General features: G+C 50.7%; 22 protein-coding genes. All 22 read right to left on the bottom strand.

The annotated features are described in order from the left end of the window. Positions 1-8: 8 nt before the first annotated feature. The 22 genes from P0X86_RS14210 to P0X86_RS14105 all read right to left on the bottom strand — a co-directional run bounded on the left by P0X86_RS14210 (position 9) and on the right by P0X86_RS14105 (position 20990). The gene (locus P0X86_RS14210; protein ID WP_192572166.1) at positions 9-686 is read right to left on the bottom strand and encodes a serine/threonine protein kinase; all 678 of its coding nucleotides are present in this window, start codon (positions 684-686) and stop codon (positions 9-11) included. Positions 687-844: 158 nt separating this feature from the next. Next, positions 845-1972, bottom strand: coding sequence for an SDR family oxidoreductase (locus tag P0X86_RS14205; protein WP_277748747.1), 1128 nt, complete (start codon positions 1970-1972; stop codon positions 845-847). Between the two features lie 39 nt (positions 1973-2011). Continuing rightward, on the bottom strand, positions 2012-2350 hold the full coding sequence (ytxJ, locus tag P0X86_RS14200) for a bacillithiol system redox-active protein YtxJ (protein WP_090914046.1): 339 nt from the start codon (positions 2348-2350) through the stop codon (positions 2012-2014). 124 nt (positions 2351-2474) lie between these two features. Then, positions 2475-3458, bottom strand: a complete 984-nt coding sequence (locus tag P0X86_RS14195) for a GGDEF domain-containing protein (protein WP_277748746.1) — start codon at positions 3456-3458, stop codon at positions 2475-2477. Positions 3459-3494: 36 nt separating this feature from the next. Continuing rightward, positions 3495-4094 carry a histidine kinase N-terminal 7TM domain-containing protein gene (locus P0X86_RS14190; RefSeq protein WP_277748745.1) on the bottom strand — a complete coding sequence of 200 codons (600 nt, stop codon included), beginning with the start codon at positions 4092-4094 and terminating at the stop codon, positions 3495-3497. Between the two features lie 235 nt (positions 4095-4329). Next, complete coding sequence (locus P0X86_RS14185) at positions 4330-5061, bottom strand: class I SAM-dependent methyltransferase (protein ID WP_277748744.1); 732 nt, start codon at positions 5059-5061, stop codon at positions 4330-4332. A gap of 87 nt (positions 5062-5148) precedes the next feature. After that, positions 5149-6036 (bottom strand): YwqG family protein, encoded by an 888-nt coding sequence (locus P0X86_RS14180; RefSeq protein WP_277748743.1) that lies wholly within the window; start codon positions 6034-6036, stop codon positions 5149-5151. A gap of 73 nt (positions 6037-6109) precedes the next feature. Then, on the bottom strand, positions 6110-6562 hold the full coding sequence (locus P0X86_RS14175; protein WP_192572172.1) for a hypothetical protein: 453 nt from the start codon (positions 6560-6562) through the stop codon (positions 6110-6112). A gap of 311 nt (positions 6563-6873) precedes the next feature. After that, a complete protein-coding gene (locus P0X86_RS14170; protein ID WP_277748742.1) occupies positions 6874-7686 on the bottom strand; it encodes a hypothetical protein in 813 nt (270 codons plus the stop codon). Further along, positions 7683-8012, bottom strand: a complete 330-nt coding sequence (locus P0X86_RS14165) for a hypothetical protein (RefSeq protein ID WP_277748741.1) — start codon at positions 8010-8012, stop codon at positions 7683-7685. Before P0X86_RS14165 ends, P0X86_RS14170 begins: the two co-directional genes overlap by 4 nt. Next, on the bottom strand, positions 8009-9466 hold the full coding sequence (locus P0X86_RS14160) for a sensor histidine kinase (protein ID WP_277748740.1): 1458 nt from the start codon (positions 9464-9466) through the stop codon (positions 8009-8011). Before P0X86_RS14160 ends, P0X86_RS14165 begins: the two co-directional genes overlap by 4 nt. A 3-nt stretch (positions 9467-9469) precedes the next feature. Next, positions 9470-10168: a response regulator transcription factor gene (locus tag P0X86_RS14155; RefSeq protein WP_277748739.1), complete on the bottom strand. Its 699-nt coding sequence runs from the start codon at positions 10166-10168 to the stop codon at positions 9470-9472. Positions 10169-10258: 90 nt separating this feature from the next. Continuing rightward, a complete protein-coding gene (locus P0X86_RS14150) occupies positions 10259-11701 on the bottom strand; it encodes an N-acetylmuramoyl-L-alanine amidase (RefSeq protein ID WP_277748738.1) in 1443 nt (480 codons plus the stop codon). 299 nt (positions 11702-12000) lie between these two features. Continuing rightward, the gene (gene metE / locus P0X86_RS14145) at positions 12001-14289 is read right to left on the bottom strand and encodes a 5-methyltetrahydropteroyltriglutamate--homocysteine S-methyltransferase (protein WP_277748737.1); all 2289 of its coding nucleotides are present in this window, start codon (positions 14287-14289) and stop codon (positions 12001-12003) included. Between the two features lie 269 nt (positions 14290-14558). Further along, the gene (locus P0X86_RS14140) at positions 14559-15146 is read right to left on the bottom strand and encodes a biliverdin-producing heme oxygenase (protein WP_277748736.1); all 588 of its coding nucleotides are present in this window, start codon (positions 15144-15146) and stop codon (positions 14559-14561) included. Between the two features lie 185 nt (positions 15147-15331). Then, the gene (locus tag P0X86_RS14135; RefSeq protein ID WP_277748735.1) at positions 15332-15988 is read right to left on the bottom strand and encodes a GAP family protein; all 657 of its coding nucleotides are present in this window, start codon (positions 15986-15988) and stop codon (positions 15332-15334) included. Further along, complete coding sequence (locus P0X86_RS14130; RefSeq protein ID WP_277749036.1) at positions 15985-16764, bottom strand: MerR family transcriptional regulator; 780 nt, start codon at positions 16762-16764, stop codon at positions 15985-15987. Before P0X86_RS14130 ends, P0X86_RS14135 begins: the two co-directional genes overlap by 4 nt. A 146-nt stretch (positions 16765-16910) precedes the next feature. Continuing rightward, positions 16911-18005, bottom strand: coding sequence for a GerAB/ArcD/ProY family transporter (locus tag P0X86_RS14125; protein WP_015734917.1), 1095 nt, complete (start codon positions 18003-18005; stop codon positions 16911-16913). Between the two features lie 21 nt (positions 18006-18026). Beyond that, positions 18027-18248 carry a hypothetical protein gene (locus P0X86_RS14120; RefSeq protein WP_192572182.1) on the bottom strand — a complete coding sequence of 74 codons (222 nt, stop codon included), beginning with the start codon at positions 18246-18248 and terminating at the stop codon, positions 18027-18029. Further along, positions 18245-18922, bottom strand: coding sequence for a Ger(x)C family spore germination C-terminal domain-containing protein (locus P0X86_RS14115; RefSeq protein WP_277748734.1), 678 nt, complete (start codon positions 18920-18922; stop codon positions 18245-18247). The genes P0X86_RS14120 and P0X86_RS14115 overlap by 4 nt, the downstream gene beginning before the upstream one ends. Further along, positions 18907-19452, bottom strand: coding sequence for a Ger(x)C family spore germination protein (locus P0X86_RS14110; protein WP_277748733.1), 546 nt, complete (start codon positions 19450-19452; stop codon positions 18907-18909). Before P0X86_RS14110 ends, P0X86_RS14115 begins: the two co-directional genes overlap by 16 nt. Positions 19453-19514: 62 nt before the next feature. Next, complete coding sequence (locus P0X86_RS14105) at positions 19515-20990, bottom strand: spore germination protein (protein WP_192572184.1); 1476 nt, start codon at positions 20988-20990, stop codon at positions 19515-19517. Between the last annotated feature and the right edge of the window lie 98 nt (positions 20991-21088).

Raw genomic sequence — 21088 nt, 5'->3', positions numbered from 1 at the left:
TCCAACTACTATTTTCTGAAAAATAATCTGCCGATCCGATCCGCGAACTCCTGCATGTTCACGCTGGATGGATCAAGACGGTAATATCCGTTCTTCACGGCTTCCAATACCCAGAGCGGCAGCTTCTTGCCCTCAAGCAGCGGATATACATTGTCGTAAGCCCACATGAGATGCTCCCATCGCTTGTCGTTGCCATCCTGAACATACTCGGATACATCGAGCACTTTCCCTCTGCCGTCCTGCAGCAGTACATTCTTCAAATGAATGTCCCGCGGGTTCAAGCCCTTGCTACGCACGAAGGAGCGTGCTGCTTCGACATCCTCTATGACCTGCCTAGGAACGGGCACACCATAGAGCAAGCAATCGTACAAGGTTAATCCGGATTCATGGCTGATCGCTACATAACGCTCGCCTGTCCCATAAAATACAGGAAAATAAGGACTGCCCATCAGCTCTTGATAGACCTTGATCTCCGCTTCCTTCTTGGGCAGCGCCTCCACAGCATACAATTTATAAGCATATGCCGGCATAGGTTCATAGACGAATACCGCAGCATCCGTGCCGATTCCGACACAGCGCAGGTCATCCGATTCGCCTTCAATCGTTACCGGGTCGTTGGTGCCATTCTTGATCACTTCCATGCAAGCCAGCGCGGATTCTGCCTGCTTCCATTGTTCGTTATTCATGGGCCACCTCATTTGGTGATTATGGACTTAAATCAGTATGATCGTACCATAATCGAGCCCTAAAAACATCTTTGCCGCCTTGCCGTACCATACGCACAAAAAATTACAAAAAAACCGCGAAAGCATTCGCGGTTTCTTGCTTGCTAACCTGAATATCGTTACTCAGGCTTCACGAAATATCCAATGCCAGCGGCATAATCCATCATCTTTTCAAAAAACGGCTTGTCCGGCACAGCGCATTTCACGCCCGTGTTACGGAGGAATTCCGAAGTTTGCGGACAAGTATACCGGTAAACGGAATTCTTCGCCCCGTCGCCTTCAAACTGTGCCATGGCCAGCTCCAGGCCTTCCTTGTTCTTCGGCTGCTGCGGATCCAATAACCATGCCTCGTATTCCTTCCAGTCCATCAAGGCAATGTCATATCCATAATCTTTAAAATGCTCCACCATGTCCTCGTAAGGAATGGCAACCGGATTGCAGATATGGAATACTCGGCCGATGGTCTCTTGCTGAAGCAGCAGCGCAGTAATCGCTTCCCCCGCATAGTTAATCGGCGTAATATCCACTTGCCACTTCACGCTAGGCGCTTTCTTCAACAGCACCATCGCTTTCAGCATGCGATAAAACGCGTTGTTATCTATGTTCTTCTGAAATTTTCCGTTCTCGGAGTGACAGGACAAATTGCCGACCCGGTATACCGCTGCCGGAATGCCTCGTTCTTTACCGGCTTTGATGACCAGCTTCTCGGCTTCCAGCTTGCTGTTCGTATAGACATTCTCGATGGACGACTCCTCGTAGCCCGTTCCGGCAACGATCGCCTCCCATTGGCCGCCCAGCGCCAGGTCCTCCGGAATGCCAAGCGTAGATATAAAATGGAAGCGGGTATTAGGTTTCTTTTGGGCTAAAGCAAGTAGTCGGTCCGTGCTCTCAACATTAACTCGGGCAAAATAGTCGGCATCCCCGAAATGCTTCACCTCAGCTCCGCAATGAATGATGGAATCGATACGCCCTTCAATCAGGGCCAGGTCTTCTGCCCCAAGCCCCAGAGACTCCTGCTCCAAGTCGCCCTGAATCGCGATCACCCGCTTGTCCATTCGAGACTTTATGTCTTCGCCAAAATATCCCGTCATGACCTGCTCCAGGCGGATATACGGCTCCATCAGCTTTGACGGCCGAACCAGGCAATATACGGTTGCGCCCCGGGATACATATACAAAACTGAAGGTGTGATCTTCAATAAATCGTTCGATCGCCTCGATGGATGTCAGTTCTTCCAGATCTTTCATGATGAACACCTTGCTTTCCGTCGACATGCAGGCTGTTGTTCAGTCCAGAACGGCTGTGATGTGCTCCGTTGTTACCGCCCAGTGGGAAGCCGTCCAGTACTTCGCTTGGTCCTTGACGTAGATGATTTGCGGCGATTCATGCTTCACGTTCAAATCCTCGGCGATTTTATTGGAAACCGGACGGGATTCGATAACTTTGACCAAGGTGTAATCCACATCGCCGTTTGGCGTCTTTTTCAAATAAGATTCAAACTCTGCCAAAGCGTTGGCGCTAACCGGGCATGTCGTGCTGTGCTTCAAAATGACTTGACCGCGTTCGGAGGATTTTCTCAGAATGTGTTCCCATTCTTCCAGTGTCGTGATTTCATTCCATAACATATGATTCTCTCCCCTTAGATGTGATATATCGCATTGCATTCATTATACAACCAATAGCTATTATACACATAGATTCCGCTATTTTTCATATGAAGGTTCAATTGAGCCTGAGTCTATGCTGGTATTACTCCTCATCCGACACCCGAATCGTGTTCCGACCGGAGCGTTTGGCTTCGTATAGCGCGCGATCCGCCTGCTTCAATACCTTCTTTAATTCAGTATCCCACCAAGCTTCTTCTGCTTCCGCATCGACTGTGCCGTTATGGGAGCTTGTCTTTACCGCGGCAACGCCGAAGCTGGCTGTAATCATCAGCGGTCCTTGCGGCGTAGTCATCGGCTGCGTTAGCAGCTTGGCACGGATCCGCTCCGCAGCGGCAGTTGCCTCCGAAGTCGAGAGACCGGGCATGGCAACGGCAAACTCTTCGCCGCCATAACGGGCGAACAGGTCCTCAGCCCGCAGAGTCTTCCGCGTTAATTCGACGATGTGCTGCAGGGCTTGGTCGCCAATATCGTGGCCGTAAACATCGTTGATTCGTTTGAAATGGTCGATATCGAACAGCAGGAAAACGAGCGGCTCACGATTCCGAACCGCCTGATTCAGAAGGGCGTAACTGAGTTTCATAAAGTGCGAGCGGTTATAGATTCGGGTCAAACCATCGTAGTAGGCCATCTGTCGCAGCTCCTCCTGAAGACGCGCCTTATCGGTCACGTCGATCAGGACGATTAATCGTCCGGCCTCTCGTCCTCTCTGGTTGCGAAAGGTAGAAGACCTGATCTGATAATGAAGCGAATGGTTACCTAATTGCCAGCGAATCTCTTCAATGTCCGCTTCCCCCGTATCCGGACCTTCCCGTTCCCCCATACCGAAAATGGGCTCTGCGGTGTGAAGCTGCCACATCTCATGTAACGGTTCTCCAATGGACGAAGGGCTCAGCTCCGGCATCATGGCTGCCGCAGCCGGATTGAAGTCAACCAAACGGTTGTCCAGATCCAATACGAGGACGCCCTCCCGCATGCTCGTAAAGAGATTGTCCCTTGCAATCGGCGCAACATGAAACAAACCCTTGGATGTCAGCGCCCAGAGATAAAGGGCCGAGGTCAACGTCATGATGACGGGGATCGGGTCCATTCCATCGGGCGTGAGTCAGCCAAGATAGAGAAAATCGCCGAAAAGGGGCAGGACAAGACCCATCAGCATCGTGCCCAGCTGAAAGCGGTAGGATGGCATCTTGCGCCAGCTTCGAAGCAGCAGTACGACCCCGCCTATCAAGCAGGCGAAAGTGTAGGCGCCTTGAATGATATACCAGGGTCCGGCCACGATATCCACCTTCAAAGCGGAAACGTCCGGCCGTAATAGGATATCCCGATAATATAGATGATGTCGTTCGTTGGTCATAACAAGCAGCAGGGTTACGACCGGTATGATAAACATTGAAATCAGCAGGCCGGGTCTCAAATATCGTTCCATGCCCAAATAAGTCAGAATGATCAATAAATTAAGGGGCGGTAAGAACGGCATCCCTAGATATTCAAACTTGATCCAGAACTGAATCTCTTGAAGCGAACGGCTGGACAATTCGAGTGCAGCACCGAATGTATAAATCGCGGCCAGCATGCTGAAGATGAAGAAGGTTTTTACCGTTGCAAGCCTAGAGCGTCCTGTCAGCACGTAAAGACCCATGATAATGTTCAATACGCCTGCCGTGACGATCAGCGTAATAACAGCGGAGTAAGGTGTTCCCATTATGTAGGCTCCAAATCTGCGTGTGGTGAATCGGCCATGATCACAGATCGAATCTTATTCCGATCGTACCATAGTACACCTATCGGAACAATGTTCCATCTGTTGGAAGCTTGATAACTACTGTTGCAAACGATGCGCTCTCGTGAAAGGTACCGCTGACTTCGGTCCTCTTGCCCGACGCTCCTCCATGCGGGTGAATAGCAAAAAGGAACCGCAGGTTAGCGGTTCCTTTTTGCTATTTTGATTTTCGGGCTTTCACGATCAAGAAATGAGGATTCGTCATTAATCGATTATACCATTTTGCCATCCAGGCCTCCGCCTCCGGCTTGTCTTTATGCTCTAAGCTCGGCTGCGGCTCGACCATCTCTTCGATGCTGAAACAGGAGGAGGTCACGTTGATGATTTCTTGCATCGGTCTTCTGTAGAAAGCGACCTCGACGGGACCGGACTCCGGTTTGTTCCAAATCTCCGTCAGCAACTCGCGGGCAAAGTAGTCTTGCCGGTCAAAATGCTTAAAATCCATAAAGGGATGATGCACGGAGAAAATCAAGCGGCCTCCGGGTTTCAGCACCCGCTGAAATTCGCGAAAGGTTGGCAGCCACTGCTCAATGTAATGAAGCGTCAATGAACTTACGATGTAATCAAAAGCTTCATTTGCAAATGGCAGGGTCTCGGTCAGATCGCATGCAGCGATGGTCGCTTCACTGCCCACTCGCCTTTTGCAGGCTTCAATCATCGACGGGCTCAGATCGATCGCCGTTACCCTAGCCCCCCGTTGAATCAACTGCTCCGTATACCACCCGGCGGCACATCCGGCATCCAATACGGACATCCGCTCCATGTTCTTCGGCAGCATCCGGAGCATGGCCGGCCTCTCGTAAAAGGCATTGTGCCCGCTCTGCGAATCCACATGCCGTTCGTAGTCCCCAGCCAGCTTGTCGTATGCCTTCAAAACCTTCTCCTTCATGGTTCCATAACCTCCATATGTACCTGCTGTATTCCTGCTCCTCTACCATCGCTGCCTTAAGATATTGCTAACTTGCTTGATTGACGATCAGCTTGAGTACAGGGAACAATACGTGCGCTCGAAACGGTTGGCCAGCAGATCTTCTTTTCGAATGAAAAATTGCAGTTCTCCCGCATCCCACCAGCAAAAACCGACATCGTCGTCCGAATCGACAGCCAGCAGCAGCACCGTATCCTGAATTTCCTGCTGCGCGCGTTCCGCGCTGCCGCCGCAATGCTTGGTGATCTGATGCATGGCTGCATCCATAGAGTAATTGTACTCCGAACCGGTTAACAGCATGAGCGCAGCCTCAAACTCGCAATCGCCGTGCTGGGTAGAAGGGTAGCCAAAGATGGTCCCGACGTCGCCGGAATCTAGGCCCGTCAATTGAAAGCACAGCTCCTCGTATGATTCATAATCATGCTCGTCATCCTCGATGAGCTCATCATCCACATAACCGTAATTAGGCGGTTCCAACGTGGCTCGGGCCTCCACACGGTAGCCGGTGAACACCTCGTCTAACGCGGTTTCCTCGGGAGCGCGTCGTCGAACCGCTCCCGAACTCTGACCCTCGGGAAGATAGAGCACGCGGTGCTCAATGTTATAGGCGGGTTCATCCACGCCAACGAAGAAATACAGCATTCCGCTTGTCGGCAGCGAGCTAGTGGCGTCCTGAGCTGCCACATCCTTCAACTGGAGCTGTGCCAGAAACGTCATCGGTTTTCCCTCCGAATTGAGGGGCCACTCCACCGCTTCGGGAAGATCCGGGTCACCGCCAAAGCGCGAGTTGTTTGACTCGGCATAGTCCTCCAGCTTCTTTTTGGATAATCGTACGCCTTGCCGCGTATGCTCGATTAAATACTCTGCGGCATGTTCGAATTGATGCTCCTTGATGATATTCTGCATTTTGCTCAAATTTTGTTCGGTTAGCTTCATCGTCCGGTTCCTCATCTTTTCATAAAATTTAATCTGCCATGATTACAAAATTGCCCTAGTCTGAAGTCACCTGCTATTCTTCCTTAAAGAGATCTTGAATGATCGACTTATCATAGCCATTGGTGATCCTGTATGTCCAGGAATATTTCTTATGTATGCCTCTATACGGAGAAATCCGGACGATATCCGGTTCCGTATAATGGATTAGATAGTGCTTGTATTCGACATCAATCCAGATCCAGTAATCCGTCCCCCTTGGATCTTGGTCGATCCTTTGTAACTTCGCGTCGGAGAAGCTGCTCAGGATCCGTTCAATGGTCGCTGGATCGGAAATGCTTATTCGCTCCTCATCGTAAGAACTGCCCCTTCTCTCAATGATAATTTTATCTATCTTCTGCGTGTCATGGATCTGATTGCCCATCAACTCCTTGTAGGTCGTTCTGGATTGAACTAATGAAAAGACCGCCCCCGACAATATGATCAACGCCACGATTGCAAAAAAAATACGCCATGACCTGTCACTCATCGCGATACCGCCTTGATTTCCTTTAGGTTACGGGCGATCTTACTCACTTTTATCATATCCCCCTTCACTAATGAACGTTAATCGTACGGCGCTCTCATAATATAAACCCCATCGGCCAAGGTTTGGTTGCCGGATAATTTAACATCTTTTGGTTTGATCTGTCAATCCTCTCTACAAAAGAATGCCAAATCTCTAAATGGACATGAATGTACTCTTGGAATCCATGAAAAAAGCGGCAGACCGAACGCCTAGCCGTTCAATCTGTCGCATCGTGAAAAATCGCTTCGGGTGGTCGAAGAACCCTCAGCCCTTTACTTGAACTCGATTATAAATGGCTGTTGATCCGTGGGTTCGATCGCAACCGGTCCCTTCTCTTTGGAATAATTTTTGCGGCCGTTCACGAGCAGCCGGCGATGGTCCGGACTCCAATACATCTTAGAAGGTATGACGCCATGATAGATGGGCTCTGCGCTCAGTACATTCTTCCCTTGAAGCTTACCTGCATAAATCGTATCCTCCCCGTTCTGGGAATAGGCGACATATTTGCGATCCTGCGAGAACTCAAAGCTATCCACCTTCTCCAGCAGAATGGACAGCTCGTGATTTCTGCGGTCATATACGTACAAGGTTCCCTCCGTTCCTAAAAACACGAATTGGTCGTCGTTCAACCATGCGGCTTGGTCTGCCCCGATTTCATGCTCATACTGAACATCAATCGTATTGCCGTTGACGGCTCCCATAGCAATTCGACGACCGTGACCGTATTCATCCAGAACGATGAGCGCCATCTTCCCGTCATCCGAGACAATCACTTTCAAGGGAAGGGCTTCCGTTTCAAGACCCTTCAACCGATGAACACGTGCCGATTCCGATTCCGTATCATAAATCCCGATACTGGACTGCCTTTTGTTTGATTCCATCACCATATAGCTTACGAACCGGCTGTTGCCGGACCAAGCCGGCTCCTCAAACCATAGCTCCTGATTGGCTTCCGTCGTAGCTTCGAGGCTTTCCACCTCCCCGCCCGGATATGCTGTCAATTGCAGAAAAACGCCCTCATCCGTTTTGGCAATTCCTGAAACATATTTTCCATTGGGGGATAATTGATACGAGAACTTATTCATTTCAATCTCCAACAAATGGTCGGCTCGCTCGTACGGGGGGAAAAACGCTGCAAGCTCAATTTCGCCGCATTTACTGCTTCGGTTTCATAAAAAAGACCGACCACCGACTCGAATGATGACCAGCCGAGCAATTCCCCTTGTTCCTTGGATTCTGGCATTCGATAAATCGTCCTCACTTGGAAAGGCCGGCTTCCCTCATCCACGGCTTGTTCCGTTTCCGCGCCGGGGATAATGATGGTCTCTGATTGCAGTCCGCTTGAACAGCCTGTCAGTATAATCAAGGCAATAGTAATGCATAAAACAAGCCCTTTATAACGATATCTCATTGGACAGCCCCCGCCTTTACATAAGGAATTTCAACGTAGACGACAGTATGAAAATTCTCGCTGATGATACGGATGGTTCCGCCATGATCATCGACGATGGATTTAACGATACTGAGGCCCAGACCCACACTGCCCTCTTCCTTCTGCTTCTGGCTCACCGAGTAGAACGGCTGAAAGACGTTTGCAAGCTCGTCCGCCGGTATGGGCTCTCCCAGATTATCGAAGGTATAACGAACGCTTCCGTCCGCACGCTCAGCCTTGACGGTTATTTCCGATTGGGCAGCACTATATTTGATGGCATTATCCAGAAGATTGATAAAGAGCTGGCGCAGCCGGTCTGGCTGGCCAAGGACGGAGGACCCTTCCTCTGCCTCGCAAACGATGCTCTTTTTATAGCGCTTGGCCCGGAACGACATGGAGTCAACTACATCACGCAAAATTTTCCCCGAATCCACAAGCTCTACATCCTCTTCGCCTCCGTTGTGCTGCGATACTTCCAGCAGCCTTAGCACCATGGCATGCAGACGTCGGCTCTCTTCAACGATGTGATTCATGCCCTTATCGAAGAACTCCCGATCGTCATCCCCTTTCTCCCGAATGATCTCGGCATAACCCAGAATGGAGGTGAGCGGCGTTTTGAGTTCATGGGTCACATTGTCAAAAAAACGTTTCTCCTGCGCATTAAGCACCTTCAAGCGATCCCGATCACGCTCAATCGTGGATATCTGGCTACCGATCCGGTCGATCATGTCATTGAAATTCAGAGCCAGTTCGCCGATTTCATCTCTTCGCCGAAACCGGATTCGAACATCCAGGTTCCCGTTCTTTACTTCAGTGGAAGCGCGGGTAAGCTTCACTAACGGTATGGTAATATTCCTGGACAGCAGGTACGAGAACAGGAACGCTGCTCCGAATATGGCCAGCGCAATGTAAAAAATAATGTCCATGATCCGGCCGCTTTGTTCGTAGAGCAGGGTAAAATCCTTGGTAAACCTCAATATGCCGACCTTGACTCCGTCGATGATAACCGGATATGAATAGAGAACGGTTCCGCTGTTTCGGCCATAGGTGATGGTATAGGCCGTCTTTCCCTCGATCGCTTGGCGAAGATCCGCATCCGAGGGTCCCGAGAATCGTCTCTCGTCCGATGAGAACAGCAACTTGCCGTCGACGGTGTACGCACTGACATGGCTGGAGGTAGCATGCTTCAAATCATTCACCATTTCCTCGGCCATCTGCCCGAAATATAGCTTATTGTTCGTAAAATGATTGATAAGGAAAGCTTGCCTTACATATACATTGCTGTTGTTTTTAAGTCCGACCAGATCGGAAGTTACGATCTTCTGATTGCTTGTCCGAATGATCTCCTTGACGGTTTGATTAAGTACGAGGAACGACAGACTGAAGATCACAAAAAAACCAACAATAAACTTGGCTCTGATGGTCCGGATCATCTCTTATTCCGCCTGCTTCTCGAACTTATACCCGATGCCGAATACGGTTGTGATCAGATCGCCGGCATCCAATTTTTTGCGGAGCCTCTGAATATGCGTATCCACCGTCCGCGTATCCCCCATGAAATCATAACCCCAGACTAAATCCAGCAGTTCCGAGCGGGTATAAATCTTCCCCCGGTGACCGTACATGGTCATGAGCAGGTCGAATTCCTTCGGCGTAAGATCAACCGGGCTTCCGTCTTTCCTGACCAGTCGCTCTTCCGTTACGATCTCGATGCCCTTAAAGCGGATCACCGCTTCCGGCGTCCCTTCCCTATCCCCCTGGTTCGCCTGATCCAGCCGCCGGAGGATCGTGCGAATTCGGGCGACCACCTCCCTCAGATCGAAGGGCTTCGTAATATAGTCATCGGCACCAAATTCAAGACCGAGCACTTTATCCGTAATGTCGGATTTTGCCGTAATCATGAATATGGGGATGTTGTAGTCCGTTGTTACTTTTTTGCATATATCGAGCCCGCTTTGGTCGGGCAGCATCCAATCCAGAAGCAGCAGATCGGGATGAAATGCCGCAAGCTCCCTAAAGCCTGCGGCACCGCTGGACGCGGTACGGGTTTCAAAACCCTCCATCGCGAGGCCATAAGCCAGCAGATCGGCGATCGGCTCCTCATCTTCGATAATGAGAATTTTTGTTTTTATCATGAAGTCTCCATTCTTTCCATTGACCTGGTTTAATGAATCGATTTTAGCATATACGGGCTGCTTATGATAAATCCATCTATAGTAACAAGTTCATTCAGGCTGAGATTCAGGCAAAAGCAGCAGATCTGGTACGGTGACGAATGAATAGCCTTGGTCTTTCAAATCCGGTATGAACAACTCCAGGGCTTCAAGCGTGTTGGCAAGTTGATTCTTCCCGTTTGCGGTGTGCTGAAGAATGATGCCTCCGGGCTTCAACTGCGTGTCGATGATCCTCATGATCTCCTGTGCGGACACCCCTGACCAATCCATCGTATCCACGGACCAGTTCACGATCGCTAATTCCATATTCTGTATAGCCTTCTCCTTGTCCGCATCCAAAGCGCCGTAAGGAGGCCTGAACAAGGATGGCCGATAACCGATAATATGGTTCAGTTCTTCCTGCGTATCCGTTATCTGCTTCGTCGCTTCCTCCATCGTTAACTCCTTGAAGTTGGGATGCGACCAGGAATGGTTTCCTATCGCGTGCCCCTCCTCTGCAATTCGCCGCACGGTCTCGGGATGTCTCTCCGCCCGGTCTCCTAATATGAAAAAGGTAGCTTTAATATGATGTTCCTTTAGAATATCAAGGATTTGGGGCGTAACAACGGCATCCGGGCCATCATCGAACGTGAGGGCGACCTGTTTTCCGTCTTTTGCCGATCCGTTAAAGTGCACCTTCTTCTCCATGGATGGGTTCCCGGTCCCGCTTAAAGGGGGCCCGGGCGGTTTATCTAAATCCCCCTTTGCTTGCAGCTCATACGAAAGTCGTTCCGAGCCCGTAAAGTAGTCTTTGAGCCCTTCCACGATGGCTTGTGCCGCAAGCTCTTGTCCTTCATCGCTCAGCAGCAAACGTTCATCCTCGGCATTGGTCAGATACCCCGCTTCGATCAGCACGGCTGGCATCGTCGGTGTAGACAGCACTTTTAGCTGCTCTTCCTTTACACCGCGATCACGAAGGCCAATCGCCTTCACTACATGCTCCTGCAGGGTTTGGGCCAAAGGAATGCTGTCCTCATGCCGGTATAAGGTTTCGGTCCCCGACGTCATGGGGTCCGTATACGTGTTGCCATGGATGGAGATCATGGCGTCCGCATTCCAATCATTCGCGATCGCTGCCCGTTCTTCCAGCTCGATGAAACGGTCATCCGTGCGCGTCAAGAGAGGCTCAAACATAGGATCCTCCTCAAGGAGGGCTGCAATCCGTCCGGCAAGGGACAGGTTGAACGCCTTCTCATAAGCGCCGCTGACGCCAGTAGCTCCGGGATCTTTGCCTCCATGGCCCGGGTCGATGACGATCCGAAATGTCCCTTGATGATTGGGCATGGCAGGAAGTGTTTGGTAGGGCTCCGCGCGTTCGGCAGATGATGCCGGTACCATTTCCACCGTGGATGCACCTGTGTTGACTACCAATCTGAATCCGACAATAAACATGATGGCAATGAGCAGAACATAGAATAGGATGGGGAATTTTTTGCGTTTCTTGTGATCAATCATGGCTCCTCCTTCTGGGTGATCGTGCTAGATACGATTCCATAAGAAGAATATAAAGGCCGGATGTGACAACGATTTTGCCAAGATGTCAACAACTTGTGTCCGAAACAAAACTGTGAAAACTATTTTCATAGGTTTGGAGCTGATACATCCTACAGCACAAAAAAAGCCGCACAAGGTGCGGCTTTCCCGAAATTCATATCTTAATTATATCCATTAAGCCAGTGCGACCAGTAATCACCCGAAACGTCCAACGTGATATCGACCTCAATCGAACCGCCGAAGGTTTGAATCTGCGGCTGCTACACGTTCAGCGAGTAGGACGAACGGGCGATCTCCGTGGCTTGAACCATGTTACGAAGGGAGGCAACCGTTTCTTCCTTGCCGCGCGTCTTGAGGCCGCAGTCCGGATTGATCCAGAACAGCTTCGGATCCAATACGCGCAGTGCCCGTTCGATCATGCCGGTCATCTCTTCCACGCGAGGCACCCGCGGACTGTGGATATCGTATACCCCGAGCCCAATCCCCAGTTTATACGTATTCACCTCGAAACTATGGATCAGCTCGCCATGGCTGCGCGAGGTTTCGATCGAGATGACGTCGGCATCCATCGCCTCGATCGAATCGATCATGTCATGGAACTCGCAATAACACATATGCGTGTGAATTTGCGTGGTCGGCTGCACCGTGCAGGTCGTCATGCGGAAGGCTTTTACAGCCCATGCGAGATACTCGGCTTGATCTTCTTCCTTCAGCGGCAGCCCTTCGCGGACTGCGGGTTCGTCAACCTGAATCATCCCGATGCCGGCCTGCTCGAGCGCCTCGACTTCCTGTCTGAGGGCATAAGCCAATTGGTACGCAATCTGTTCCCTTGAGATGTCCTCGCGTACGAACGACCAGTTCATGATCGTGATCGGCCCGGTCAGCATTCCTTTCACGGGACGGCTCGTCTTCGACTGCGCATATTTCGTTTCTTCTACCGTCATCGGCTGCTTGAATGCCACGTCGCCGAAAATAACAGGAGGCTTCACGCAGCGGGAGCCGTAGGACTGCACCCATCCAAACTGGGTGAAGGCAAATCCTCCAAGCTTCTCTCCGAAAAACTCCACCATATCCGTTCTTTCAAACTCGCCGTGCACAAGCACATCCAGACCGATCTCTTCCTGAAGCTTGATCCAAATATCGATCTGCTCGTGAATGAATTGCTCGTACTGCTCGTTATTCCAGTCCCCCTTGCGCCACGCCTGGCGAGCCTTGCGCACCTCGGCTGACTGCGGGAAGCTGCCGATGGTCGTCGTCGGGAATATAGGCAGGTTCCACTTGTTCTGTTGGGCGACATGACGCTCCTCGAATGGAAGACTGCGAGCCGGATTCTGAGCGCTAACCTCGGCTACAGCTCGCTGAACATCGAGCCGATTACGCTCTTCCGACTGCTTAAGCGCCTGAAGCGCAAGGTCGTTATGTTCCAGTTCATTCGCGATCCGGGCAGCTCCCGTGGAGATGGCTTTCGTCAGCAGATCCAATTCAATCAGCTTCTCGTCTGCAAAAGCGAGAGCGTCCTTTAGTTCAGGCTGCAATTTCGTTTCCTTGCTTACCGTCACCGGTACATGAAGCAAGCTGCACGAAGACTGCACGATCAAGCGCTCGGCGGCCACATATTTCGTCAGCTCCTCCAATTGCGACAGCTTCTCGCGAAGCGAGGCCTTCCAGATTCCGCGTCCGTCAATGATCCCCGCACCCAAAACTTTGTTCGCCGGAAATCCGGATTGTTGGATGGCTTGCAGATTGCCTTTGTATCCGTGCACCAGGTCAAGGCCGATGCCGCTAACCGGCAGCTGGATGATGTCCTGGTAGTTTTCCACCGATTCGAAGTAGGTTTGCAGCATGATGTTTAGGCCGGGTGCCGAAGCCGCAAACGTTTCATAGATGGTGTTTAATCGCTCCAGATCGGCTTCGCTTAATTTCGTAACCAGGATCGGCTCGTCGATCTGTACCCATTGAACGCCTTCGTGTGCGAGCTCCCGAAGGATCTGAACGTACAGAGGCAGCAATTTATCAAGCCAGGCATCCGTTTCCGAGGCTTGGTAGCCTTTGGACAATTTCAAGAAGGTGAGCGGACCGACAATGACCGGCTTGCCTTCAATGCCGAGCTTCTCTTTGGCCTCCCGATAGGCTGCAAGCGGCCTATTCTCGGTAAGAACCGGAACAGCTCCGTCCAATTCCGGCACGATGTAGTGATAATTGGTGTTAAACCACTTGGTCATTTCACTTGCTGTAGCATCCTTCGTGCCGCGTGCAATCCCATAATATACAGACAATGGAACAATGCCGCCCTCATATGGGAACCGCTTGGGTACGATGCCGAACATGGTGGCCGTGTCCAGGATATGATCGTAATAACTAAAATCATTGACGGCGATCAGATCAATTCCGCTCTCTTGCTGCTTGCGCAAATGATTCAACCGAATCTCCCGCAGCTGTTTGTGAAACTCCGATTCTTCGAGCTTGCCCGCCCAGAACGCTTCTAAAGCTTTCTTCCATTCCCGATCAGCGCCTATACGCGGATATCCCAGTACACTGCTTTTTGCCATCTATGTAACACTCCTATACAAATTGTTACAAGAAAGATATCACGTATTGCCCGATATAGTGTAACTCAAATAAGCTATATCTAGTTATAGCCTGCGGCTATAGCGAGAGAGCTGAGATGATGAATGAAGGCTCTCCTTCCTTCTTGCCGATCATGCCTTGTCATATGAATGATCTGAAAAGAACCAACACAAAAAACCGCGTTATTACGCGGTTTCTCATCACGGTCTTCCATGCGATTCTATTATTTGAAATAAGATGACTGTGATGTCTATGCCGAATCTCGGATCCAAGCATCCAGCAAACGAAACGTTTCCTTCGCCGAATCGATGATTTCATCGGAATCCTTCAAGCCGCTCGACAGCAGCGCTTCCCGGAATTCGGTCCATCTTGGCTTGGTCTCTTGACCGTATGCGTGGAAATAGCGAATGCCCGACTCTGGACTCACGGGCAAGAACTTCATCAGTTGTTTCGTGATGATTTGGCCACCGAGCGTGGACCCCTCCATCACATAGAGATACCCCCATATTTGCGCAGGCGTGCCCAGCTCGGGCAGCCGGCTGCACAGCGGAAGCTGATTTATTTCATCCTGAGTCATATCCAGATGCATCAAATCTTCTTCCAAATGTTTCGACTTCATCCGAATCGACATATCTAATCCCATATCGTTCACGGCATCCTCTGCCATTAACTTCGTTTCGGCCGGTTTAATGAATCCGTAAAACTTCGCTAAATACGATCGATATTGATCAATCGTCAGGGTCTGGTCGAATGCAGCTTTCGCGTATGGATTCTGTTCGATTTGTTCATGCTGCGCTGCCGTCTCTTCTCTTAACCGTTCTAAAATCCGTGTGCTCAATGGATAACCCCCTATCATGTTTGGAGCTGTGTTGCTGGATCAAAGCACATCTTCAGCAAACCTTATACCGAGGTGTCTGACGGTCGATGAACCCTGCGATAAATATATCATAACGAGATTCATATGAATACATAGCAGGCTCCTCGGTTTCGGAAGCCGGGAACGAAAAAAACGAGAGGCGATCATTATAGGTTGTCTATGCTGTTCAGCACCAAAATCAGTCCCGCAATGCACAAAACCCACGAAAGCACCGATCCGGAGTTCTGGGCGATTTTCAGCCGCAGCTTTTCCAGCGGACGCTGCATCATGCGGCCAAATGCAAGGTGTGCACCGAGCAATAGGAGCGGAGGAAGCACCATGATCACATTATACGCAGCCAGGAGGGGGACCCATTGAACCGGCGTTAGTTGGGCCGATGTCATGAGACCGATCGCCGCAAAATAGGGCAGTGCCGTTGCCACCTCCAGCAGGGACGTGGTGAAGCCCAGCCCGATCATCGCCCCGAGGCTTTTGGAGCTTGGACGTCGCGGTTCCGTCGTCTTTTTCGTCGGGACAAAAAAACTGGCTGCAAACAAAACGCCGCCGGTAACAGCCATAACCCAGCTTACCGTTCGATTCTGAAAAATGCCTGTTACGCTCTGAAGAACAGCATCCAAACCGAGCATCAGTGCGGCACCAACCAGGAAATAAAAGCCTGCCACCGTAAACAAATAGACCCATAATCGGGTGATCAACCGATCTCGCTCCGTCAACAGCAAATAGACCGTTACGCCGAGCGTGGCAGGGCTCAAGGTATCCAAGAGCGACAACGCACCTACGGAGAGCAGCAGTTCCGTTGTCATGATGTCTCCCCCTCTTCGTCTAGTTTTTCTTCCACTCCTGTAGCATAGATATTAAATGCCAGCTCCATAAACTGAAGAAGCTCTTCCTCAATGGGGTACAAGCCCATCTGCTCGGACTGCGAAGGAGATTTGCGGATCTCCCACAATTTATCCACGAAGGGGTCTTCGCCTTCAAAATGCTCCCGGCGTTTTTCATCCATGCGTCTGATGATCCTCTGTACTTCAGGAGAACCGGGTCCGTTCTCCATACGCTTTTTAAGCTGTCCCAGCAGAGCGATCCATTCTAGCGAATCCGGATCTGTGCTGTTCATATTCGGGAGGAGGTCCAGCAGCTCTTCTTCGCGCCTCTCAAACATTTGTTGTCGGAACGCATGCTTTAATGAGGGGTCTCTTCCTGAGAGATGGATCAGCTTCTGAATCACATCCCAGCTTGTCTCCCCTTCCACGGCAATGCTATGCAGGACGGCGCGGAGCGCGGATTCCATTTGGTTCAGCTTGTTCTGTTCATTCTTCACGAAGTCCAACTGATTCATCAAACTGGATGACCAGTTCCATTCCGGGTTCGAAATCATATCCGAAATTTCCTGCAAGCTGAAGCCCAGCTTTTTCAGAAACTGAATTTGCTGCAGCTTCTTTAGCTCCTCCTCGCTGTATATCCGGTGTTTACCCGGAGTCTTGGCTGCCGGAATCAGCAGGCCGATCTGATCATAATAGCGAAGCGTTCTTACCGTAATGCCCGTCTGTTTGGACAATTCTTGAATGGGAATCGATCTCATCACCTGCTTTCTTAAGTTCTCCGGTAACTCCACTATACAAGATGACGCGACGTCACTTTCAAGTCATTTTCGAAAAAAATCATGTCCATGCAGATAAAAAACAAAAAAAGCCCCGGCTTTCGGGCTTTTTCCATACCATGCTGGTTTCATTTCAAGCTGAGGATTTTCGTTCGCGTTATCCCGACCAGATAGAGGACGATGGGAATCACGATCAAGTGGAGGAGCGCATAGCTTGACCATACGTTCTGAATGATATCGGCGACATAAACGGTGTTGATGTATGTATTCCAGGCCACGATGACAAACAGCACGGACAACGGATAGATTAACGAATTCTGGTCCTTCAGACCGAACACGGTTTTCATGCCTTGAAGAATCGAAAGATACAGGAGAGAAATCTTGATAAAAAAAGTCAGGATCCACAGCGTAATCAATATGCCTTCGACACGTTGAAAGAAGTTTCCTAAATTAATCGTCTTCGCAAGAGCATATGCCGGAAACGTGCTGTTCTCCGTCTGTTCAATCCCCAAAATTAGCACGCTGAGCAGGACGGTAATGCTAAGGACGAGCCCGCCTGAAGCGGCTCCCCGCATCAATGCCCTCTCCCCTTCCTTCTCTCCTTTGACCAAGGGCAGGAATACCATTAACACAATCAGCTCCTGGAACATGGAAGAATGGAAACCGGCCTTAGCCACGGGCATCCAGCCTTCCTCCAGCATCGGCTTGATATGGTTCCAATCGATCTGGGGCATAAGCGAGAGGACAAGAACCATAAACAGAAATACGATCCACGGAAACATCAATTCACCGACGCGGGCCAACAGAATGATGCCCATTCTGGCGCACATGACGGCCGCTATTAAGAACAAGATTTGAATGGCCTCGATCGGGGTCTCCGGCATCATTTCACTGCTCAGAAAAAAGCCCAGATTTCCAAGCAAAGTACCTGTAAGAATCAAAAAATAAAACAAATAGATCAGCGAGAAGAGTTTGCCCAGCAGCTTTCCCAGCACCTTTTCGTGGATCTCGAAGATCGATTGGCCGGGATAGAGGCGCGCAATGGCTATATACAGCACGACCATGAGGAGGTTAATGAGCAAACTGAAGAGAGAGGCCATCCACGCATCTTCCCGGGCGGTATGCGCTAATCCGGAAGGCGTAACCAGGATCGAGGTACCGATGGTCAAACCGAATGCCAGTATATAAAATTGCCGCGGTGCGATATCCTTGTATTTGATCACGTATTACCAAACCCTTCCTCATTATGAGATCAATCCGCTCAGGGGCTGCACCAAGGCGCCGATCCAGTCCAGCGGCCTTAAATAAGGCACCTCCATCATATCTCCGATCAAAGCCAGCAAGGTTACTCCCCATACCGCATAGAATACGATGATGTCCCGGATGGAGCGCAGCTTCAGAAGATGACGGGTTTCCGTAACGAAGACGACGGCTAGAAAGAATATGAATAACCAATGCCAATTCACGGCTCATCCACCTTTTGGTTTAAGGGTTGTATGATGGATCCGACCCGGCGGACCGCTACATCGGTGTCCACCCGGATACTCATCGTTTTAAAGCTTTCGCCCCAATGATCCCGGTATTTTTTCCAAACGTCCGGATATTTTCGGTGCAGAACCTCGCCGAATCCAAAAACGTCGGCTCCATAACGCTGCTGGACCAGCCCGATGTGCTTCCGAATATTAGCATTATATTTATCCTCGATGTCCTTCTCCAATTCGTCGATGACCGCAGGTTGACTGATATCAATCGCGCATTGAACGGCATTCACGTCGGCCTCGATCTCCAATTCGGCGGAAAAAGCGGGGGTTCCATCCGCATTGAGCTTAACGTCCAGCGTTGTGTCCGCCCGGTTCACGGCGAATCCGACAATACCATCGTCCGGACATGCAATGAATCCCGTCGTGGTGTCGACTCTATTCAGGACATAATTGACGGCTTTGCTGGGAGGTTCCCCCAGCCATCCGACCAACCGGTCCCCCTTGAACACGCCGAGCCCCGTGTGCTGAAGAAGCGTGGAAGGATTGATTTGCTTCACGTTCTCCATGGACTGGCCTTCAGCTAAACTGCCGCTTAATTGGACTCCGGATAATACCGGGTCTGACCCGCTGCGCTTTAGCTCCGTCACGAACTGCTGCAAAGTGACTTTCCCCGTCGCCGCCCATTTTTTTCCGAGATCAGAATGGAGGAATAGAGCGAATTCGCCGGAACATATTCGAATGGCGTAACGACCTCCAGAATCTCCGCAGCTTTTCCATTCTTGGCGACGAGCATAAAGAAGTCCGTTCGAAGCTGATGATTCCGGGAGATATAATCGAGGACATCGCTGACCCCTGACCTGGCCAGATCTTCACCGAATACCAACACGCGAACGTGGGACAGATACGGCATCCGGGGGGCCATGCTCAACATGCGCTGCAGGGCGTCGGGTATGGTTTTGCCGACGGACTTATAGGTTACGGCCGGAAGACTGCCCATCGATCCGCCTTTTTTGGAGCCGGCCTCGGCGGAGTTAAGCACCTGAGCAGAAATGGCATACCCATTCTCATGGGTGTCGATGCCAAGCGCCATGACGACGGCCAGCTCATTCAGTTCTTTTCTGCTCCAGCATCCAGGGGTGAAGGTCAAGCATAATATGAGCAGGACTGAAAGTATTTTTCTTTCCAACACGATAACCAGTCCCCTCTGTATGAAATAGAGACTTCGAAAGCAAGTCCTCGTTATTTGACGGCTTATGTCTTGGATTTGGTCAAGTATTTTTTCATGCTGTGGCGGGACAATCGCAACAAGGCATCCTTCTGGCTCCGCCATCTTATGGGGGCGAATGAGGTCATATACGGAACCCCCATGGACTGGAGGCTGCATAGGTGGAGGCCGATGATGATCATGCCGATGATCATCCCGTACAATCCGAATGACGCAGCGATTCCCATGAGCCCGAATCGCAAGATCCGAACCGAGATTCCGATATTGAAAGCCGGCAGGGCAAAATTCGCAATCGCCGTCATGGACACAACGATCACCATCGCGGCCGATACGAGACCCGCTTCCACGGCGGCTTGCCCGATGACCAGCGTACCTACGATGGAGACGGATTGGCCGATCGATTTAGGCAGCCGAATGCCCGCCTCGCGCAGAATCTCGAACGTAATCTCCATGATCAGCGCTTCGATGAATGCAGGGAAGGGAACCCCTTCCCGCTGTCCGATTAAGCTGGTCAACAGGTTGGTCGGCAGCATTTCCTGATGGAACGTGGTAATCGCAATATACAGGGAGGGAGTAAGGAGAGCTATTCCGAAGCATAAGTATCGAAGCAGTCGAACCAAGCTGGCAAAATCCCACCGCTGGTAATAATCCTCGCTCGATTGAAACAGCTGGACGAACAGGGCGGGAACCACCAGAACAAAGGGCGTTCCTTCTAAGAAAATAGCAATGCGCCCTTCCAAAATGGCAGACGCAATGACGTCGGGCCGTTCTGAATTATATACCGTAGGAAAAGGGCTGTAGCGATGATCCTGAATCATCTCCTCGATATAATTGCTCTCCAGGACGCTGTCCAGCTTGATTCCATCCAGTCTTCTGCGCAGCTCGTTCAGTACATCGACATCGCATAATCCTTCCATGTACATCACGGCCAGCTGCGTATTTGTGTGCTCGCCCACCGTTCTCTCTTCCAAGCGCAGTTTAGGGCTTTGAATTCTCCGCCGGACCAAAGCCGTATTCTCTCGAAGCGACTCGGTAAAGCCTTCCCTCGGACCTCTTACCACGGATTGCGAGCTGGCTTCCTCCACTCCACGCTGTTTCAGCGTTTCCGTTCCCACATACAGGGAGGTGGCGGTTCCATCCATGAAAATGATCGTATTGCCGGAGAGCAATTTCTTTTCAACCTCTTGAAAGGTCCGGGCTTCTCCTACTTTTCCCATCGTGATCGTCAGTTCCTGCAGCATTTTCATGCGTTCTTCCGGACGCTGGTCGGGGAGATTCATGAACAGCGGCATATCGGCATGAATCGCTTCGATTAGATATCGGGGATCTCCCATCCCCTCAATATAGACCATGACCGAGGGTATGGCGCCTAGTTGAAGCTCGCGGTAAATAATGTCTCCGCTTTGTCCGAAGCGGTTCTTCATATCGTCAATAAATAGCGTCAGGGATGCCGGCAAATTTTCTTGCGGGGCTTCGCCCGGCGTTAAATTCTTCATCATCATGGAAACGACTCCTCGTGCCTGCACGGCCAGCTTTCCCTACAAGGAATTCAAGTTACCTTCAGTTATCTTTTCCTCTACTGTTCCCGGAGTTGGATATA

Source organism: Paenibacillus sp. BR1-192, assembly GCF_029542445.1.
Taxonomy (GTDB): domain Bacteria; phylum Bacillota; class Bacilli; order Paenibacillales; family Paenibacillaceae; genus Paenibacillus_AQ; species Paenibacillus_AQ lautus_A.
Note: the sequence above shows the minus strand (reverse complement) of the source record. Positions and strands in the feature narration are given on the sequence as shown.

Excerpts from the sequence above, each read along its gene's own strand:
- P0X86_RS14135 (WP_277748735.1), bottom strand. The coding sequence starts at position 15,988 with ATGACAACGGAACTGCTGCTCTCCGTAGGTGCGTTGTCGCTCTTGGAT.
- P0X86_RS14210 (WP_192572166.1), bottom strand. The coding sequence starts at position 686 with ATGAATAACGAACAATGGAAGCAGGCAGAATCCGCGCTGGCTTGCATG.
- P0X86_RS14180 (WP_277748743.1), bottom strand. The coding sequence starts at position 6,036 with ATGAAGCTAACCGAACAAAATTTGAGCAAAATGCAGAATATCATCAAG.
- P0X86_RS14160 (WP_277748740.1), bottom strand. The coding sequence starts at position 9,466 with ATGATCCGGACCATCAGAGCCAAGTTTATTGTTGGTTTTTTTGTGATC.
- P0X86_RS14130 (WP_277749036.1), bottom strand. The coding sequence starts at position 16,764 with ATGAGATCGATTCCCATTCAAGAATTGTCCAAACAGACGGGCATTACG.
- metE (WP_277748737.1), bottom strand. The coding sequence starts at position 14,289 with ATGGCAAAAAGCAGTGTACTGGGATATCCGCGTATAGGCGCTGATCGG.
- P0X86_RS14105 (WP_192572184.1), bottom strand. The coding sequence starts at position 20,990 with ATGATGATGAAGAATTTAACGCCGGGCGAAGCCCCGCAAGAAAATTTG.
- P0X86_RS14165 (WP_277748741.1), bottom strand. The coding sequence starts at position 8,012 with ATGAGATATCGTTATAAAGGGCTTGTTTTATGCATTACTATTGCCTTG.
- P0X86_RS14205 (WP_277748747.1), bottom strand. The coding sequence starts at position 1,972 with ATGAAAGATCTGGAAGAACTGACATCCATCGAGGCGATCGAACGATTT.
- P0X86_RS14195 (WP_277748746.1), bottom strand. The coding sequence starts at position 3,458 with ATGACGTTGACCTCGGCCCTTTATCTCTGGGCGCTGACATCCAAGGGT.
- P0X86_RS14175 (WP_192572172.1), bottom strand. The coding sequence starts at position 6,562 with ATGAGTGACAGGTCATGGCGTATTTTTTTTGCAATCGTGGCGTTGATC.
- P0X86_RS14150 (WP_277748738.1), bottom strand. The coding sequence starts at position 11,701 with ATGATTGATCACAAGAAACGCAAAAAATTCCCCATCCTATTCTATGTT.
- P0X86_RS14155 (WP_277748739.1), bottom strand. The coding sequence starts at position 10,168 with ATGATAAAAACAAAAATTCTCATTATCGAAGATGAGGAGCCGATCGCC.
- ytxJ (WP_090914046.1), bottom strand. The coding sequence starts at position 2,350 with ATGTTATGGAATGAAATCACGACACTGGAAGAATGGGAACACATTCTG.
- P0X86_RS14185 (WP_277748744.1), bottom strand. The coding sequence starts at position 5,061 with ATGAAGGAGAAGGTTTTGAAGGCATACGACAAGCTGGCTGGGGACTAC.
- P0X86_RS14190 (WP_277748745.1), bottom strand. The coding sequence starts at position 4,094 with ATGGGAACACCTTACTCCGCTGTTATTACGCTGATCGTCACGGCAGGC.
- P0X86_RS14170 (WP_277748742.1), bottom strand. The coding sequence starts at position 7,686 with ATGAATAAGTTCTCGTATCAATTATCCCCCAATGGAAAATATGTTTCA.